The sequence below is a fragment of the Saccharibacter sp. 17.LH.SD genome (assembly GCF_009834805.1).
Classification (GTDB): Bacteria; Pseudomonadota; Alphaproteobacteria; order Acetobacterales; family Acetobacteraceae; genus Saccharibacter.
Genome location: NZ_WVHO01000009.1, coordinates 67888 through 85662, shown reverse-complemented (window position 1 = coordinate 85662; position 17775 = coordinate 67888). Strand labels below are relative to the sequence as shown.

The 17775-nt window shown below is 48.7% G+C and carries 17 protein-coding genes and 1 tRNA gene; 5 read left to right on the top strand and 13 right to left on the bottom strand.

The genetic code is table 11. The annotated features are described in order from the left end of the window. Nucleotides 1-4: 4 nt before the first annotated feature. The 5 genes from GS501_RS01725 to GS501_RS01705 are packed head-to-tail and all read right to left on the bottom strand — an operon-like array spanning nucleotide 5 to nucleotide 3634. The gene (locus tag GS501_RS01725) at nucleotides 5-244 is read right to left on the bottom strand and encodes a MoaD/ThiS family protein (protein WP_160830149.1); all 240 of its coding nucleotides are present in this window, start codon (nucleotides 242-244) and stop codon (nucleotides 5-7) included. After that, complete coding sequence (locus GS501_RS01720) at nucleotides 241-849, bottom strand: molybdenum cofactor guanylyltransferase (protein WP_160830148.1); 609 nt, start codon at nucleotides 847-849, stop codon at nucleotides 241-243. Before GS501_RS01720 ends, GS501_RS01725 begins: the two co-directional genes overlap by 4 nt. Continuing rightward, a complete protein-coding gene (gene moaC / locus GS501_RS01715) occupies nucleotides 846-1328 on the bottom strand; it encodes a cyclic pyranopterin monophosphate synthase MoaC (RefSeq protein WP_160830147.1) in 483 nt (160 codons plus the stop codon). Before moaC ends, GS501_RS01720 begins: the two co-directional genes overlap by 4 nt. A gap of 1 nt (nucleotide 1329) precedes the next feature. Next, nucleotides 1330-2355, bottom strand: coding sequence for a GTP 3',8-cyclase MoaA (gene moaA, locus GS501_RS01710; protein ID WP_160830146.1), 1026 nt, complete (start codon nucleotides 2353-2355; stop codon nucleotides 1330-1332). Further along, nucleotides 2342-3634, bottom strand: a complete 1293-nt coding sequence (locus tag GS501_RS01705) for a molybdopterin molybdotransferase MoeA (protein WP_370517902.1) — start codon at nucleotides 3632-3634, stop codon at nucleotides 2342-2344. The genes moaA and GS501_RS01705 overlap by 14 nt, the downstream gene beginning before the upstream one ends. Before the next feature lie 112 nt (nucleotides 3635-3746). Here GS501_RS01705 and GS501_RS01700 point away from each other — a divergent pair, with 112 nt between their 5' ends. Both GS501_RS01700 and GS501_RS01695 read left to right on the top strand, forming a co-directional pair. Then, the gene (locus GS501_RS01700) at nucleotides 3747-4556 is read left to right on the top strand and encodes an alpha/beta fold hydrolase (protein ID WP_160830145.1); all 810 of its coding nucleotides are present in this window, start codon (nucleotides 3747-3749) and stop codon (nucleotides 4554-4556) included. A gap of 5 nt (nucleotides 4557-4561) precedes the next feature. Beyond that, the gene (locus GS501_RS01695; RefSeq protein WP_160830144.1) at nucleotides 4562-5410 is read left to right on the top strand and encodes a sugar phosphate isomerase/epimerase; all 849 of its coding nucleotides are present in this window, start codon (nucleotides 4562-4564) and stop codon (nucleotides 5408-5410) included. An 82-nt stretch (nucleotides 5411-5492) separates the two neighbouring features. Here the strand turns inward: GS501_RS01695 and GS501_RS01690 are convergent, their stop codons facing one another. From GS501_RS01690 to rplM, 3 genes are all read right to left on the bottom strand, one after another. After that, nucleotides 5493-6575 (bottom strand): branched-chain amino acid aminotransferase, encoded by a 1083-nt coding sequence (locus GS501_RS01690; protein ID WP_160830648.1) that lies wholly within the window; start codon nucleotides 6573-6575, stop codon nucleotides 5493-5495. 144 nt (nucleotides 6576-6719) lie between these two features. Then, nucleotides 6720-7220, bottom strand: coding sequence for a 30S ribosomal protein S9 (gene rpsI, locus GS501_RS01685; RefSeq protein WP_160830143.1), 501 nt, complete (start codon nucleotides 7218-7220; stop codon nucleotides 6720-6722). Between the two features lie 9 nt (nucleotides 7221-7229). After that, nucleotides 7230-7703, bottom strand: coding sequence for a 50S ribosomal protein L13 (gene rplM, locus GS501_RS01680; protein WP_160830142.1), 474 nt, complete (start codon nucleotides 7701-7703; stop codon nucleotides 7230-7232). A gap of 353 nt (nucleotides 7704-8056) precedes the next feature. On the opposite strand from rplM, the gene GS501_RS01675 reads away from it, so the two are divergent. After that, a complete protein-coding gene (locus tag GS501_RS01675) occupies nucleotides 8057-9607 on the top strand; it encodes a hypothetical protein (RefSeq protein ID WP_160830141.1) in 1551 nt (516 codons plus the stop codon). Then, nucleotides 9604-10518 (top strand): SDR family oxidoreductase, encoded by a 915-nt coding sequence (locus tag GS501_RS01670; protein WP_160830140.1) that lies wholly within the window; start codon nucleotides 9604-9606, stop codon nucleotides 10516-10518. The genes GS501_RS01675 and GS501_RS01670 overlap by 4 nt, the downstream gene beginning before the upstream one ends. Nucleotides 10519-10526: 8 nt before the next feature. On the opposite strand, the gene GS501_RS01665 is transcribed toward GS501_RS01670, so the two are convergent. Further along, nucleotides 10527-10602: transfer RNA gene (locus GS501_RS01665), tRNA-His, on the bottom strand. A 215-nt stretch (nucleotides 10603-10817) separates the two neighbouring features. Between GS501_RS01665 and GS501_RS01660 the strand changes: the two genes are divergently transcribed. Next, nucleotides 10818-12275: a SulP family inorganic anion transporter gene (locus GS501_RS01660; protein ID WP_160830139.1), complete on the top strand. Its 1458-nt coding sequence runs from the start codon at nucleotides 10818-10820 to the stop codon at nucleotides 12273-12275. 121 nt (nucleotides 12276-12396) lie between these two features. Here the strand turns inward: GS501_RS01660 and hflX are convergent, their stop codons facing one another. The 4 genes from hflX to GS501_RS01640 are packed head-to-tail and all read right to left on the bottom strand — an operon-like array spanning nucleotide 12397 to nucleotide 17773. Further along, nucleotides 12397-13719, bottom strand: coding sequence for a GTPase HflX (gene hflX, locus GS501_RS01655; RefSeq protein WP_160830138.1), 1323 nt, complete (start codon nucleotides 13717-13719; stop codon nucleotides 12397-12399). Further along, nucleotides 13716-13961, bottom strand: a complete 246-nt coding sequence (hfq, locus tag GS501_RS01650; RefSeq protein ID WP_160830137.1) for an RNA chaperone Hfq — start codon at nucleotides 13959-13961, stop codon at nucleotides 13716-13718. Before hfq ends, hflX begins: the two co-directional genes overlap by 4 nt. A gap of 23 nt (nucleotides 13962-13984) precedes the next feature. Beyond that, a complete protein-coding gene (locus tag GS501_RS01645) occupies nucleotides 13985-15400 on the bottom strand; it encodes a sigma-54 dependent transcriptional regulator (RefSeq protein WP_160830136.1) in 1416 nt (471 codons plus the stop codon). A gap of 9 nt (nucleotides 15401-15409) precedes the next feature. Further along, on the bottom strand, nucleotides 15410-17773 hold the full coding sequence (locus tag GS501_RS01640) for an ATP-binding protein (RefSeq protein WP_370517901.1): 2364 nt from the start codon (nucleotides 17771-17773) through the stop codon (nucleotides 15410-15412). Between the last annotated feature and the right edge of the window lie 2 nt (nucleotides 17774-17775).

Sequence of the window (17775 nt, the reverse complement as noted above, 5' to 3'; positions counted from 1 at the left end):
TGAATTATCCCCCAGTTACAGGCGGAATAAACACAACGCGCTCACCTGCCTTCAAGGGATAATCCCAAGGAACAAAAGCATCATTCACCGCGACACGAAGCTGCTTTCGATGGAAAGGAAAGCAATATTCTTTCTTTATATCTTCATACAAAGCCGCAGGCGTCGTCACAGTCGTTTCCCTTTCCTCATGAGAACGAGCCGCCAAATCACGCAACTGAGCAAAATATTCCAAATATATTTTCATATGCTGGCATCCCCTAAATGCTTTAACACCGCCTCACGCTCAGATGGTGTATTTACATTCTCCAACCACTCCTGCTCGGACGGAGATAACGTCGACACACCATAACGAATCAGTGCTTTACGGGGACAAAAAACACCCTCTGTCACATAGCTTTTCAAAGCTTCCAACAATGGCGGTGTCCATATGGCGCATAGCGGCTCCGGCAACCCATTGTAAGTACTCCGATATGCTATCGGCGCCCTACTCGGCTCAAAAGAATCATGCCACTGATGACATAAATCTCGCAGCGTCTTGTCTCTCAGCAAAGGCAGATCACACGCCAGAACAAGCCAATTAGCATGAGGGAAAGCTTTATACGCAGCAAGTAACCCTGCCGCCGGCCCTTTTATCCCTTCTTCATCAATAATTTGCTCGTAAGAAGCACGAGAAGGCTCAGATCTTTGACTCTCTCTTATGGAAACAAACGCTTTCTCGACATATGGCTCCAGACACGCCATCGCTCGTTGTAACTGTGCTTGCCCTTGATAAACGAGCGTTGCCTTGTCTCGCCCCATGCGGGAACTCATTCCCCCCGCAAGAACAAGACCATAAAGTATTTTTGTCATGTGAGGTCCCGCTGAAAATCCCGTTTCCCGCCAGACTTGCTGATCAACCGTACATCTTGAATAACCAAATCATGGCTGAGGGCTTTACACATGTCATATACCGTCAAAGCGGCAACACTCGCTCCCGTCAACGCTTCCATCTCCACGCCCGTTCGTCCCTCACATGAGACACGACAATGGATCACCACATCATTCCCCTCGAGAGTCAGCTCCACATCACATCCGCTCAGGTTCAATGAATGACATAAAGGAATAAGCTGGGGCGTCGCTTTTACCCCCATCACACCGGCAATCTGCGCTACCGTGAGCACAGCGCCTTTTTTAGTCATGAAACCAGCCTGTTGCAGAGTTTTTGCAACCACAGCAGGAAACACCACTCGGGCCTGAGCATAAGCTTCCCGCGTTGTCACTTTCTTGTGCCCAACATCCACCATCTTGGGGTTATCACCACGCCCATCCACATGACTTAGCGTATTCATTTCATCCCCCAATATAATTCATTTCAACACGCGATCCACTGCTCAATTTATCGTGCTGGTGGAAACGCCTATCACTGTAGCGATCGCGTCTTTCCTGCCAAATAGAACGCATTACCTCTTCCAAAGAGAACATATCCTGCCCGCGTAAAAGAGACCTTAAATCAAACCCTTCAGCTGAAAATAAGCACGTGTGTAATTTCCCATCTGAAGAAAGACGCGCTCGCGAACATCCACGACAAAAAGGCGATGTTACAGAAGCAATCACTCCAATTTCGCTCCCGTCATGGCGATAACGATACCGCTGCGCCACGTCATGCTGCTCATATGAAGGCAATCGTTCCAACTCTCCATCTTCCGATAAGAGAGCGAGAATATCCTCTGCACGCACAACATCGGATATCTGCCAGCCATTACGGGTACCAACATCCATATACTCAATAAAACGAACGACAATACCGCGCTGGCGCCCATAAAGAGCAAGCGGACGAACGTCCTTCTCATTAACACCACGCTGGACAACGGTATTAATCTTTATCCCTTTTGGGAAGTTAACACGTCGTGCAGCTTCAATCCCCTCTAAAACCTGTTCAACCCTCCCACGCCCACCACTCATCTGTTCAAACGTTGTCGGGTCTAACGCATCCAAACTGACCGTTACTCGATGCAACCCTGCTTGACGTAAGGCCAATGCTTGACGAGGTAAAAGCACACCATTCGTAGTTAAAGCCAGATCCTCAACCCCCTCTAGGGAGGCTAAACGTGTGATCAATTCCGGCAGATCTGCCCTCAATAAGGGTTCTCCCCCTGTGAGGCGCAGCTTACGCACCCCTAACTGCACAGCCACACGCGCAATCTGGACAATCTCATCAAAACTCAACCGTTCCTGCCCAGAAAGAAACCGAAACTCTTCTGGGTAAAGCGATTCCGGCATGCAATAAGGACAACGAAACGAACAGCGATCCATTACGGAAATGCGAAGATCTTGTAACGGCCGCCCCCAATAATCCTGCGTCCTATGACCAACCATAGAACCGAACCATTTCACCGATATCCGCATCAACATCACCTGGAGATAATTCCACAATCCCATCCATATGGGCCAGAGTCATAAAGTCACCAGAAGTCGGCACAGGACATGGCACAGCCTCATCTCTTCCCCGCCGCTGCACAGGGACAAAACGAGTCCGCTGTGCCAAACGCGAGACAGGACCTGTAAGACGTAACATCACAGCATCACACTCACGACCCCCCGAAGCCCTTGTGAGAAGCGGTAAGACGTACCGTGCCATACAGACCATCGCAGAGACAGGATTCCCTGGAAGGCCAAAAACACGTTGTCCTTCCTGTCCTTGCCCGAACCAAAGCGGACCACCTGGGCGTTGTGCAATTTTATGAAAAATTTGTTGTACGCCTGCTTTTTCTAAGGCACGAGGCACAAAATCAAAAGGCCCCATAGAGACCCCACCGCTAATAACGACTACGTCATGCATGTCTAGTATATTGTGTAAAATCCGCAGCGTGCCTTCTGCATCATCATGAACAAAAAAACGCGCAATTTCTTGGATACCATGCTGCCGTAACATTCCCATAATAGCATAATCATTCGAACGCCTGATCTGCCATGGCTGCACCGATGCTTCTACTTCGACAAGCTCATCTCCCGTAACAAGAATAGCCACTGCTGGAAGACGGCTTACGTGAACATGTGTCATGCCATTCGCCGCTAAGACCGCCAGTGCAGGCCCCGTTAAATGCTGACCTGACGATAAAAGCACATCGCCTTTTCTCCTATCCGCACCGCGAAGATGAATAAACTGCCCCCTCTGTGGCAATACATCCCCTTTCCAGGACGCCATTCCCGCTTCCAGATGAATATGCTCAATCGGCACGACACAATCAGCTCCTTCAGGCAAGACTGATCCAGTCGTGACCTCAACACAAACCCGTCCTTCTTCCAACACCATAGGAGGCTGTCCAGCAGGCTGTAGACCAACACATTCCAAGGGAAAAGCGCTTTCATAACGCAACGCAATCCCATCCATCATCACTCGATTATAAGGTGGCTGATCACGCTCCGCTTTGATATCTTCGCGTAAAACGCGACCAATAGCCTGCTCTAACGAAACACGCTCTATCCCAAAATCTCCTGCATAGGACAACGCTTTCTTCTCTGCTTCCTCAACCTGCAATAGAACCACAACCCTTCCCCCATGACGCTGCACCCGATAGAGTAATTTACCTGCTTGTACGAGATAATGAACAATGACACTCAGAGAAAGCTCATGCTCTATACTTGTGGTATCCACCTATAGATTATGACGTATTGCGGCCTTATTTCTGTTTAATTGTTCGAATATGCCCTGAGCATGCAAGCAAAATTCACACTCTGATCTGCCCTATATAGCGGGAGGCTTTGATATGCCAAAAGTGACGACAAGCGATCATATCCAGATTCATTATGAGGAATACGGGCAAGGGCGCCCATTAGTCATGCTGCATGGATGGACGTTCTCCAGCCGTTTTTTCCACCGCAATATTGAAGCGTTATCACGTCATCACCGCGTTATAACAGTTGATCTTCGTGGCCATGGGAATTCTGACAAACCAACACATGGTTATCGTATTGCGCGACTAGCCGCTGATCTCCGCGATATTCTCAACACGCTTGACCTCACAGACGCCACTATTTTGGGATGGTCAATTGGTTCTCCCATTATTTGGTCTTATCTTGAGCTCTTTGGAGACCATCGCCTTCGCAGCGCAATCTACGTTCAACAAACACCCAAACAATATTTTTCACCAGATTGGAAACTCGGTCACGCGACCTGTTATGACCAGGCCGGATTGACCTTCTTACAGCAACAACTTGCTTTTAATCGCTCAGCCTTTGATGAACAAAATCTTTTAGATTGTCTCAATACCTCTCTTCCAGACGACGAAAAGTCTATGTTGTTAAATGAGATGGAAAAATGCCCTTCTTATGCATGCTCGGCCATGATGGCAGACCACACCACGCAAGATTGGCGTGATGTTCTCCCACAAATAAAACTCCCATCACTCATGCTCATTGCAGAAAAAGATAAGGTGCTTCCCGCAGCTGGACCTCAATGGGTGGCAGACCATATGCCGCACTGCGACTCCGTCATCTTCCATAACAGCTCACATATGCTGTTCATGGATGAAACAGAAAAATTCAATCAAATCGTTCTCGACTTCCTTCGGAAATAATCCCTATGAGCACATTCCCTTTCCCTCTCGGTATGAATCAATTCACAACCCAACCATGGAGTTTTGAAGAAGATATCCGCCGTTTCCCTTCTTTGAGCGTACAAACGATCGAGCTCTGTGAAGCAAAAATGGACCTCAACCGACTTGATGAGCAAATGCGTCTTGTTCGTGAAAGTGGTCTTAAAGTCAGCTCTGTCCAACCACTCGTACGCACCTTTTATGGCAGTCAAATGGTGTCTGAGCCACAAGACCCGGCCCAACGACTTCGCCGGCTAGAGCATACAATGCGTACCCTTGCCCCTTACACCCAAGGCGCCCCCTTTGTGGTAAACACGGGGGCCCCTCCACAGGGAAATGTTCAGGAATGCTTAAATGGAACCATTAAGGCCTTGAAGAGCCTTTGTCCCCTCGCTGAAGAATTGGGCATAACCCTCTCGCTGGAACCTCTCAATCCAACATCGATCAATAGTGAGACAGGAATCTGGACGATTAACCAAGCACTTGAGATCATCGATACAGTGGGACATCCTGCTCTAGGGCTTTGTCTAGATTATTGGAATATTTGGCAACAACCTCAAGCGGCTGAAACCATTCGTGCCGCAGGCTCACGCATCAACGTCGTACAAATTAGCGATTGGAGGACCCCACGCTCTGCGGGGGATCGCCTCATCCCAGGAGATGGCGACATCCCTCTCCGTTCTCTTCTACAAGCAACGTGGGACGCTGGATTTCGAGGCGCCTGTGCCGTCGAAATATTTTCTTCAGATGTAGAAGACAGTCTCTATCTTGAAGACCCAGCAGATGTCATTAAACGAAGCTATCAGGGACTGAAAAAGCTCTGGAACGACGCGTAAACGACCCATTCGCTCCGATCTAAAGAAATAAACCCTCCCCTAACGCTGATTACGGGTCTTACAGCGTTAGGGGTCTATAAACTTACAATGAAACGCGACGAACCCAGCCAAACGAATCTTCGGCCTCACCACGCTGCAAAGACGTCAAAGCTTCCTTCAAACGGAGAGCAACAGGCCCGGCATTCTCACCATCTCCAAAACGAACCTCACCCGATTCACGACGTAAAATACCTATAGGTGAAACGACAGCTGCTGTACCACAGGCAAAAGCCTCCACGAACTCACCCGACGCGGCACCAGCAAACACGTCATCAATCGCAATAGGCTCTTCGCTCATTGTGATGCCCATAGAGCGGCCAAGCTTCAGAAGACTATCACGCGTAATTCCACGTAAAATGGCTCCATTTAACGGCGGCGTCACAACCGAACCATCTTTACGGACGAACATCACGTTCATCCCACCCATCTCATCAATATAGCGTCTCTCGCGCGCATCGAGAAACAACACCTGGCTACATCCTTTTGATGCCGCTTCTTGCTGTGGCACAAGACTAGACGCGTAGTTCCCGCCGCATTTAGCCTCTCCCGTGCCGCCAATAGCTGCGCGTGTATAATTTTCAGAAACCCAAACAGGCACACAGCCTGCACTAAAATAGGCGCCTACTGGACTGGCAAGAAGAACAAACAAATACTCATCAGCCCGCTTTACACCGAGAAAGACTTCATTCGAAATCATAAGCGGACGCAGATAAAGGCTTTGATCGCGATTGGTTGGAATCCAATCATGATCAACTTTCAAAAGAGCCTCAATAGCCCCTAGGAAAAGATCCTCTGGTAACTCTGCCATAGCCAGACGGCGTGCAGAAGTCGCAAAGCGTTCCGCATTCGCTTCTGGACGAAAAAGCCGTATTTCCCCATCGCTCCCACGATAGGCTTTCATACCTTCAAAAATTTCCTGCCCATAATGTAAAACAGTCGATGCAGGATCAATTTCCAAAGGACGACGTGGCGTCACCTTTGCATCATGCCATCCCTGGCCTTCTTTGTAACGAATCACCACCATATGATCTGTAAAAACCCGACCGAATTTCGGGTCTTTAAGGAGTTCTGCGCGCCGTTCTGGTGACGTAGGAGTAGAGGTTTTTTCGATACAAAAATCAGCCATCATGCCAGGGTCCTGAAGATATGCTGTCACATGGACAGGTAAAATTGCGGTACACTCTGGCATATTTCCGCACATAGAAAAACCCCTGCCACATAAAGTGAGCAGGGGTTCTCTCGACCTTTAAGTTCAATCGCGTTTGAAAAATTAACGCTTAGAGAACTGGAAGGAACGACGTGCTTTAGCTTTACCGTATTTCTTACGTTCAACAACACGACTATCACGCGTGAGGAAGCCAGCAACCTTCAGGATACGGCGCAACTCAGGCTCATAATGTGAAAGAGCACGGGAAATACCATGACGTACGGCACCAGCCTGGCCGGAAAGCCCACCACCTGTCACCGTGCAGTACACATCAAACTGATTGTAACGATCGGTGAGTAGGAATGGCTGTGTAATCAACATACGCAGCACGGGACGTGCAAAATAGGTTGTTACCGGGCGACCATTGACAACAATGTCGCCTTTACCTGGCTTAACCCATACACGTGCAATAGCGTCTTTACGACGGCCTGTTGCGTAGGAACGACCATGCTCGTCACGTTTGGCTTCATAAACCGGTGCAGCATTGGTGGTAACGGGAGCAGCGCTAGCAAGATCCTGCAGCGTGCCGGTGCGCTCGGCTGGGCGCTCTTGAGTCTCTGACATGTCCTGGCCTTACGACTGACGGTTCAGGGTATTCTTGCGGTTCATGGAAGCAACATCCAATTTCTCAGGCTTTTGACCTTCATGAGGATGCTCTGTTCCGGCATAAACGTACAAGTGCTTCATCTGAGCGCGCTGCAAAGGACCGCGTGAGATCATGCGCTCAACAGCCTTCTCCACCACATGGCCTGGATTTTTACCTTCCAGACGTTGGCGAATGCTGCGCTCCTTAATCCCACCAGGATGACCTGTGTGATAATGGAACAGCTTCTGCCCAACTTTATTACCAGTCAGCACAACCTTCTCCGCATTGATCACGACGATGGCATCGCCACAATCAACATGTGGAGTATATTGAGGTTTATGCTTACCGCGCAGACGGTTAGCGATGATGGTGGCGAGACGGCCCAAGACTAGCCCTTCGGCGTCGATCAGGACCCAATTTCTCGTCACCTCCGCAGGTTTCAGCGAAAGTGTGGTCTTCATCAATGACATTTCCAACTTGAGGTGGAACGAACATCGTCCACCGGGAAAGCCTCCCTTTTCCCTGTCCCTATTTTCATAGAGACACATCCTAGAGGAGACATAAGATGGCGGAGTTATCGCGATATAACGCTGTCAGGTCAAGTGTTTTTTAAGACTCTCTACCAAGAATTTATGGCTGAAAATCAGCATTTATACGAATGTGGTATTCTAATACCACATTGTTTTCCGCTCCTCCCAATCATTCTTAAATCGGTAACATAGGCTGAGGCTTATTACCTTTCTAACAAGGCTGTGATAGCTTAGCTAGAAGACTGTCCCCCGTACTATAATCGCCACTTCTAGAGACGAAACTTGTGAAAAGACCTTGGCTAACTCTTTGTCTGACGGCCTTAATATTTTTTATTACTGGCGTTGGCATCTACCGCGAGGCCAATCATAGACTCAATCAAGCTTTAGCGCGTTTTCAAGAAAATCTCCCAGTGGGAAGCCAATTTACTTACCAAGATGCTTCCCCTGCACTTCTGGTTCGCGGACTTTCTCTACGCAATGTGACCTTCCGCTATCATGATATTACGTTTCACGCTCATCATATTCGCTTAGGACACCCTCAGATCCTGTCTGATGGTCATATCAGTTTAGCAAGTGTACTCATCACAAAAGCAACCTATGAGAATCCCACTTTAAAATTTACATTTTCTAAGGGTGTTCTCCGACATTTGCTTGTTCCTTACGCTGTAAACGCCCACCCCAATAGTCATGCGACGGATGACCATAATGTTCCTACCGCTTTTATGACTTTCAATCTCGACGATATGTCGGCCATCCGTTTCGGACGTATGCATGTTGAAGGGCTTGAAACATTCTTTATCTCTCATCCCACCATCCTGAACCCTAACCTTTCTTTGTCCCATCTCCATATCGGAACTTTCACCTTCGAAGGTTATGGTCTCGGCTCTCAAACCTACGCCAATATCCAACATTTCACAGCAAAACTTGATATCGCTTCTCCGCTCGTGGCCTCGCTTTTTTCAGGGAAATTATCTTTCCTTTTCCCTGCATTAAATCTTTCAGAGACCCCTCGCCTCCCAGTGAGCATTACCCTTGATGAATTTAATGCTCATCAGGGGACAATGCACTGGTTGCAGCACCCTTTCCGTAGTGACGCCTCTCTATCGGAGCAATTCCATAATAACCCTTTTCAAACGATATGGACGTCTCCCGGCACCCTTGGCTTCAACGGTCTTTCTCTCAAATTGAGCAACGCCACGGATACAAGCCATTTTCAAATAGATCATTTCGTTATGACACGCCGTCATGAAAACGAGGTGCTACGCACTGAAGGGGAATTTCAGGGACTGCATGCCCGCCTCACAAACCATCACCTTTTCCCCTTGCCTTTTTCAGGCCAACAAAGCGTCATCCGTTTTTCTCAAACAAACCAAGAAGAATATGATAACTGGGAGAGTGTCCTTACCTTACGCTTCATTGTTCCGAAGACAGGCCTCCTGTCATTCAACAGCCATTATCGCATGCCAATGTCTCTGCCGGCTCTTATCCATGAGCCGTCTGACAATCATCTACTTCAAAAAATTATCTTTGATGATTCAACCCTCTCCATAAAGGGAGATCACCTTTTAGACTGTTTGTTTTTCTTTACGCACCCAAACCTATTGAAAGACAACCTCGCTATGAGTCGTGAAAAAGCTGTACAAGATTTAGGCACCATCACAGAAACGCATCCTCTTCTAACCCCTTTAAGCGATTATCTTCTCAAACCGCAGAATCGCACCTTCAGCATTACATTCGGAGATCTCTCATTGTATGACATATTAAATCTTCCCTTCTCAGAACCCGTAGATGTTTTACTCGATTCGGCTCATATGACGGCTGCGCATGTGCAATGAAACCTTTTTACCCCACCCCTGTCGGAATTATTGGAGCAACAGGCCGTACAGGCTTTGCACTTTGCCGAAAATTACTTGATTCTAAGACGCCCATTATCGCATTCACCCGTCAACCACGTAAGCTACGTGCGCGCCTTTCCCCACGGGATTTGCCATTTATTGACATTCGCCAAATCGACTTAACGCAACCTCATACACTTCCTGCGGCATTTCATGACGTTGCCTGCCTTGTCAACACGGCCCATGCGCGTTTCCTTCCCACGCTTTTAGCATCGACAAAAGCACCCATGATCGCCCTCGGCAGCACGCGTAAGTTCACGCAATGGCCAGATGATCACGCCCGTGGTGTCCTTGCAGGAGAAACAGCACTTCAAGCAGACCCTCGCCCTTCTCTTATTCTACATCCAACCATGATCTATGGGACCGAAGGAGAGAATAATGTACAACGCCTGGCACAATTATTACGCTATCTCCCCGTTATCCCCCTTCCCAAAAGAGGACGCTCCTGGGTTCAACCTATTGAACAAAGTGATGTCACTCGGTGTCTTTGCGCGGCACTCACCCTTATGGCGTGCCATGATATTCAACATGCAGAGAGTCTGAATATCGCTGGGGCAGAGCGCGTGAGCTATCGCCAATTTATCACTCTGATTTTACGCTATAGCGGATCTGCCCCGCGCCTTATTATTACATTTCCGGTAAAGTTTCTCATGATCCTCAGCCGTCTCAGCAGAATTCTCCCCGGCGTACCCACTGTCACCCCAGAAGAAATACGACGCCTGTTAGAAGATAAAGATATTGATATCACCGCGATGCAACAGCGCCTTGGCGTACACCCCATCAGGCTAACAAATGGGCTCGCGCGACTATTCGCCTATCCGCGAGGGAAACACCAACAATCGAATTTTTAAGGGAAGGCTGGGGCGAATGATGGGGCTCGAACCCACGACCACCGGTACCACAAACCGGCGCTCTACCAACTGAGCTACATCCGCCACACAGCGAGGAGAGTTCTATTAAATCCTTGCTGTGTCGTCCAGCCCTAATCTGCATTTTTTACAAAATCATTTATCACACGTTGCGACAGCGTCGCTTCACAGAAACAAAGTAACATTCTATAATTGAAACGGAATTGCCGCCCCGGGCCGGAATACGGGTGCACCTTGCTTGTTATTTTGTTCACGATCAAAAGAAGGCCCGTTCAAAAACTATGTCTGCTCAATCCTACGTTCAAGAATGGACGCGACGTCCGGTGCGCGAAATTCTTGCTGGAATGGTGGGAACATTTGCTCTCATTCCTGAAGTTATCGCTTTTTCTTACATTGCCGGGGTATCCCCCGCTGTCTCACTTTTTGCCTCCTTTGTCATTTCTGTCTCCATAGCCATTTTTGGCGGTCGTCCAGGAATGATCTCCGGAGCCGCAGGATCTGTTGCGCTTGTCATGGCGCCTCTCGTCCATTCCCACGGTGTCCCTTATATGCTGCTCGCCACCTTAATGGCAGGTGCTTTTCAGGTCGTGTTCGGCCTGCTCCGCCTTCAATCCGTCATGCGCTTTGTGTCGAGCGAAGTCCGCACCGGGTTTGTTAATGCACTCGCCATCCTTATTTTTTCCGCCCAAGTCCCTCAAATGCTCGGTGTCACCTGGCACACTTATGTATTAATCGCTCTGGGGCTTATCATCATTTATCTCATTCCCCGTGTCTTTAATGGTATTCCCTCCCCCCTCATCTGCATCATTATCCTCACAGCGATCACAATTTTTCATCCCATGCCCGTACGCACTGTTGCTGATTTAGGAGAACTTCCCACGGGCCTCCCACATCTTACGCTTCCCCATATCCCACTCACATGGACAACCTTGGAAATTGTCTTCCCTTACGCCCTGGCAGCTGCGGCGGTGGGGCTCCTCGAATCTCTTATGACTGCTTCTGTTGTCGATGACGCAACAGACACACATGGCTCTCCTCAACGTGAATGCACAGGGCTTGGCATTTCCAATATCCTTGTTGGATTGTTCGGCGGTATTGCAGGATGCGGGATGATTGGCCAAACCGTCGGGAACCTACGCTATGGCGGGCGAGGGCGCCTCTCAACATTTACGGCCGGTGCTTTCCTGCTGCTCTTGATGGTTGTTCTCCACCAATGGGTTTCGCACGTCCCTATGGCGGCTCTGGTCGCAATCATGATCATGGTGTCAATCAGCACCTTTGCCTGGGGAAGCTTACGTGACCTTACACGTCGTCCGAAACTCTCCAGCCTCGTTATGATTGTTACCGTCATTGTTGTTGTAATTACCCACGATCTCGCCGCTGGTGTTGTCGTCGGTGTTCTTCTATCAGGCGTTTTCTTTGCTTGGCACGCCTCAAAACTGGTTAACATCCAATCAGATCGCCATGACAGCGTATTGACTTATCATATAAAAGGCCAAGTGTTCTTTGCGTCAGCCGACCTCATCAATGAAGCTATTGATTATACAACAGACGCTTCAACAGTCATTCTAGACCTCACAAACGCACATTTCTGGGATATTACAGCTGTCCAAGGCCTCGAAAAGATTATCGAGAAACTAAGAGCTCATGAGAAGCACGTCTCGATCAACGGACTGAATGAGACACAACACGATCTCTTCAACAAACAATCCCACGAAAATTTACTCAAATTTCAATAAGCACCACATAAACGAAAAGACATAAAGAAAGGGGGCCGTGGCATGATTATCGCTACGGCCCCCTTTCTGCTTCATCCATCTTTAATCTCAGAAACGCGCATCCAACACCGAATAATATCCGTTAACGACAATCCTCTTCTTGAAAAAGATCAGGATATTGCCGAGTAAAACGCTCTCTATCAACGGGAGAAAGACGAACCCTGAGCGTCACGCTTTCTTCACTATCAACACGTTCCAGCACTTCACCATGTTGATACAACCAAGCCAATGCGGCCCCTGCCGTAATGGCAACACGCACACGAACAATCTGCATAGAACGCGTCATGAATGCGTCCAACGCCTCAAGCAAATCGGGCAAACCTGCTTGTGTCAGCGCCGATACAGCCACGGATCCCTCTCTTTTAGGGATGACAGTTGTCCCACCCAAAAGATCTGCTTTATTCATCACTTCAATGACACGTTCTGGCCATGCTGTATCCAGCATGTTATCCTTGGTCATATCCTCTAAGACACCAAGCACATCACTACGCTGAGCGTTACTCTCTGGATGCGCCGCATCGCGCACATGCAATATGATATCGGCTTCCGCAACTTCTTCTAGTGTCGCACGGAAAGCCGCAATAAGTTCCGTCGGCAACTCACTGATAAAGCCCACAGTATCTGACAAAATGACCTTTCGCCCTGATGGCAATGTCAGTTCACGCATTGTTGGATCAAGCGTTGCAAAAAGCTGATCCTGGGCATGAACCCCGGCTCCGGTAATCGTGTTGAATAAGGTCGATTTCCCTGCGTTCGTATATCCTACAAGCGCTACAATGGGATAAGGAACACGACGACGTGCGGTCCGGTGCAAACCACGCGTGCGCCTTACTTGTTCAAGTTCCTTCCGCAACTTGACAAGCCGCTCGTCTAACATTCGCCGGTCCGCTTCCATCTGCGTCTCGCCCGGCCCGCCCAAAAAGCCAAAGCCACCACGCTGACGTTCCAAATGCGTCCACAGCCTCACCAAACGAGAACGTTGATATTCAAGATGAGCCAATTCAACTTGGAGCACACCTTCTCTTGTGGCTGCACGGGCACCGAAAATATCAAGAATAAGACCGGTTCGATCAACAACCTTACAGCCTAAAGCTCTTTCCAAATTACGCTGCTGAACAGGAGAAAGGCGTGCATCAAAAACAACAACACCAATACGCTGAGATTTTACTTCTTCTGTTAGCTGCTCTAACTGACCACTTCCCAGCAATGTCGCGGGACGGCGGGTGCGCAAAGGAAAAATGGTTTTATATGAAATCTCTAGCCCAATAGAAGAAGCCAACCCGACCGCTTCTTCCAAACGTGATTCAGCAGCCCGCGGGTTATGATGATTACCCGTCTTATCGATAGGTAAAATGACTGCCGCACGGGTTGGTTCTGGCTCGGTTGGTTGTGGCTCTCTCCTCAAGGTAGCTCTATCCCTTCCGAAAAATCAGGAACAACAGAAATAGGCATAATCGTGCTAACGGCATTTTTATAAACAAGCTGCACATGCCCATCACGCCTCAACAAAAGCGTATGCGCATCAAAACGCACAATAACCCCTTGAAGCTTAACACCATTCACAAGAAAAACCGTCACTGGCTCCTCTTGCTGACGCAGATAATCCAGAAACACAGACTGCACAGAATCAGACAGTAATGATGACATAAAAGTCTCTTTTTCCCCTCGCCCTAACGCTCAGATAATGCTGTTACAGACCGTTCCTCTTGCGTTACACCCAACTGCTTCAATTTACGATGTAAAGCACTACGTTCCATGCAAACAAAATTTGCCGTTCGGCTAATATTCCCCCCGAAACGCATAAGCTGAACCTGGAGATATTGCGTCTCAAACTTATCGCGGGCTTCCCGTAACGGCAGGCTCATCACATCAGCATCTGCATTGAGACGTGTCATTGATGGCGCTCCTTTACGTACCATTTCCGGCAAGGCATCCGCTCGAATAGGGTCCTGCCCCCCCCCATTTCCATTCGTCGGGGCCATAATGAGCATACGCTCCATTAAGTTACGTAACTCCCGAATATTCCCCGGCCACTCATATGTCTGAAGGCTCGCCAGGGCATCCACCGACAATTCCCGTGGCGGCAACCCTGCTGATTGTGCACAACTTTCTAGAAAGTACTTTGCCAAAGCTGGAATATCCTCAGGCCGTTCAGAAAGCGCCGGAACCTTCAGCGGCACAACAGCAAGGCGATAAAATAAATCTTCACGGAAACGTCGTGCCGCAATCTCTTCTTGTAAGTCACGACTGGTCGTGGCGATCACACGAACATCAACTTTTGTATCGCTATGACCACCAACACGGCCAAATGTACGCATCTGCAAGGCTCTAACGATCTTTCCTTGTGTCTCCAAGGGCATATCCGCAACCTCATCGAGCAATAACGTCCCTCGATGCGCACGCTCTAACACACCTCGCCGAGCCGGTTGATCTCCAGTAGCTTCAACGCCAAACAGCTCTTCTTCGAAGCTATTGGGGGATAATGTCGCACAATTCAGTACAACAAAGGCTCCATCCGCACGTTTAGATTGAGCATGAATCATCCGCGCTGCGACTTCTTTACCAGCACCCGCTGGCCCCGTAATCAACACACGAGAATTCGTTGGGGCAACACGAGCAATCTGCCCTCGTAATGCCATCATGAGCTGGCTGTTACCCATCAATGTTTTTTGGACACCAGCCCGCAAACGTAATTCAGCATTCTCTTGCTTTAATTGCACCGCCTCAAGCGCACGCTGGACCACAACGAGCAACCGATCTGACCGAAAAGGCTTCTCGATAAAATCGTAGGCCCCTTCATGCAGACTAGCGACTGCCGTCTCAATCGTCCCATGCCCTGAAATCATCAAAATAGGAACATCCGGCTCCTCAGATTTAAACAATCGCAGGAGCTCCATGCCATCCATCTTTGAATTTTGAAGCCAAATATCAAGAATAACCAAAGACGGACGATGGTCCCGAAACAACTGTACCGCCTCATCAGAGTTCGCGGCACTGTAGGTCTCGTAACCATCATCGCCTAGAATTCCCTCAAGGAGAAAACGGATATCTGGTTCGTCATCGACAATCAGAATCTCATGTCCCATCTGATATCCTCATGCTCCGATACGCCCACCTACGGGGTCTTCTCCCTCTGCCAAAGGCAAACAAAGTGTAACAAGCGTCCCGTGTTGTTTCTCAGGAGGCTGAACTTTCTCTTCCCCTGACATATCTTTATCTTTTGTCAAACTTTCCAAAGAAAGTATCCCATGATGAACGTCCATGATCCGATGAACAATGGCAAGCCCTAACCCTGTACCTTTTGGCTTATGAGTAACATAAGGCTCGACCAAGCGATGGCGCTCCACTGAAGGAAGGCCAATACCATTATCACTTACTCCAACAACAGCCTGATGCCCACAAGCATGCAATGAAATACCGATCTCACCAATACAGGGCTGTTCTTTTGTCGCCTTGCGCCCCGTCATCGCAATAGCATCAGCCGCATTTTGTAAAAGATTAGTCAATGACTGACCAATGAGTTGCCTATCACAGAGCACAATAACAGGCCCCTCCTCAAGATCTTTAGTACAATACATAATCTCAGGATGGGCATGTCGTTGCAAAATCAAAGCTTCACGGCATAACCGTGCCAAATCATGCCGCTTCATCACAGGCTGAGGCATACGTGCGAAAGATGAAAACTCATCTACCATACGCCCGATATCACCTACCTGGCGAATAATCGTTTCCACCAGTTGATTATAGATCTCTGGATCACTCGTAATTTCCTTTTGGAAACGTCGGCGCAACCGTTCAGCCGAAAGTTGAATGGGAGTAAGAGGATTTTTAATTTCATGCGCCACGCGACGCGCAACATCAGCCCATGCGGCCTTACGTTGTGCCATTTGTAACACAGTAATGTCATCAAATGTCACCACATAACCACCATCTTGTTCAGCGCGTTTTTCCGTAACGATCCTCACAAGAAGGGTTCGTCCAGCACCAGCTCCTCCTCCCTCACCAGGGCCTCCTGGGGCCTGAGCTCCTTCCGCATCAATCTGTACTTCAGACGTATGTTCCCGATCTGGCGCTTGCTTTACAGCATTTAAAAGCTCTGTAAATTCAGGCACACAAACAGCCAAACTTTTACCAATTTGCGCTTGGAGGTCCCTCTGCAAAATCACAGATGCTGCCCGATTAGGCAACTCCACAACCTGCTGGTTATCCAACCCAATGACGCCAGCAGAAACACCTGACAACACTGTCTCTGTAAAACGCCGGCGCTCATTGATCTGATCATACGCTTTCATCAATTCAGAGCGCTGGCTCGAGAGCTGATCTGTCATACGATTGAACGCCCATGAGAGTGTCTTAACCTCATCGTCACGTTCAGTCGGCAGCCCTTCAACAGGGACTCTTGCTTCTAAATCCCCACGAGCAATACGACGCGCAGCAACAATAAGACGGCTTAATGGATGAGCGATACGGTTTGCCAGAGCCAATCCCGTCAACATACCAACCGACAAAACCAACAAACTCATTAATACAAGAATGACGACCAACATGATCTGCGTTTTGTTCCGATTTCGGAGCATACGCTGATAATCTTGAACAAGCGCTGTCGTACGCTGCATATGTTGAATGATGTCAGGATCAACAGGACGGGTTATCACGAGCATCAACCCTGAATTCCCGCCCAAGGAGATGACAGCTCGTACGACACGCGCCTCTGGCTGATCCAAAATAGCCACATCCCCTGTTCTGGCCATCGCAACCACAGATCGAGATGGTAAAGGTAGTGGTGGCCCTGTTCCTTTAGTGGCGAAAAGACCACCCGTTGCAATTACTTTGTCCGTATAAGGGTCAAAAATAACAGCATCACTCAAACCACGCTCTGTCACCTCATCTTCAAGCAATGCTTGCAAACGCGATGGATCATGGAAAAGATCCGTCCCTCGGGCGAACAACTCATCATTTTGAACTGTGAGTAGCGTATTCGCTAAAGCAAATGCTTCTGTACGTGTATTTTCATTATGCTCACGCAAATAACCTGCAGCCACATAACGCGCCTCACTCAGCGCTGTATTCACCCTGTTTGAAAACCATATTTCCACACCATAATGGAAAAACAAGGCCGAGAGCGCTCCCACCATAACCGTTGGAGCAACAGCAATAATACCGAAGAGCGTCACGAGCCTAACGTGAAGCCGTGCTCCCGCAAGGCCCATACGTCGCTCTGCTTGCATGCGGCCTATCTGGGCAATAGCCGCTGCTGCAATGAGCATTAATGTTATAAAATCTAATAAGAAAAGTACTGCCTGCACCTGTGGAAAATAGGCAACAGACATCCCTCCCGCCAAAACACCAAAGGTAATAAATGCAAGGAACAGCGCCACAACAGTGAGCAACACAACACCGTCAGCACTGGTCAACCGCACTAAGAAACGACGTGCCCGACCAATCGTTAAATATCTCACGC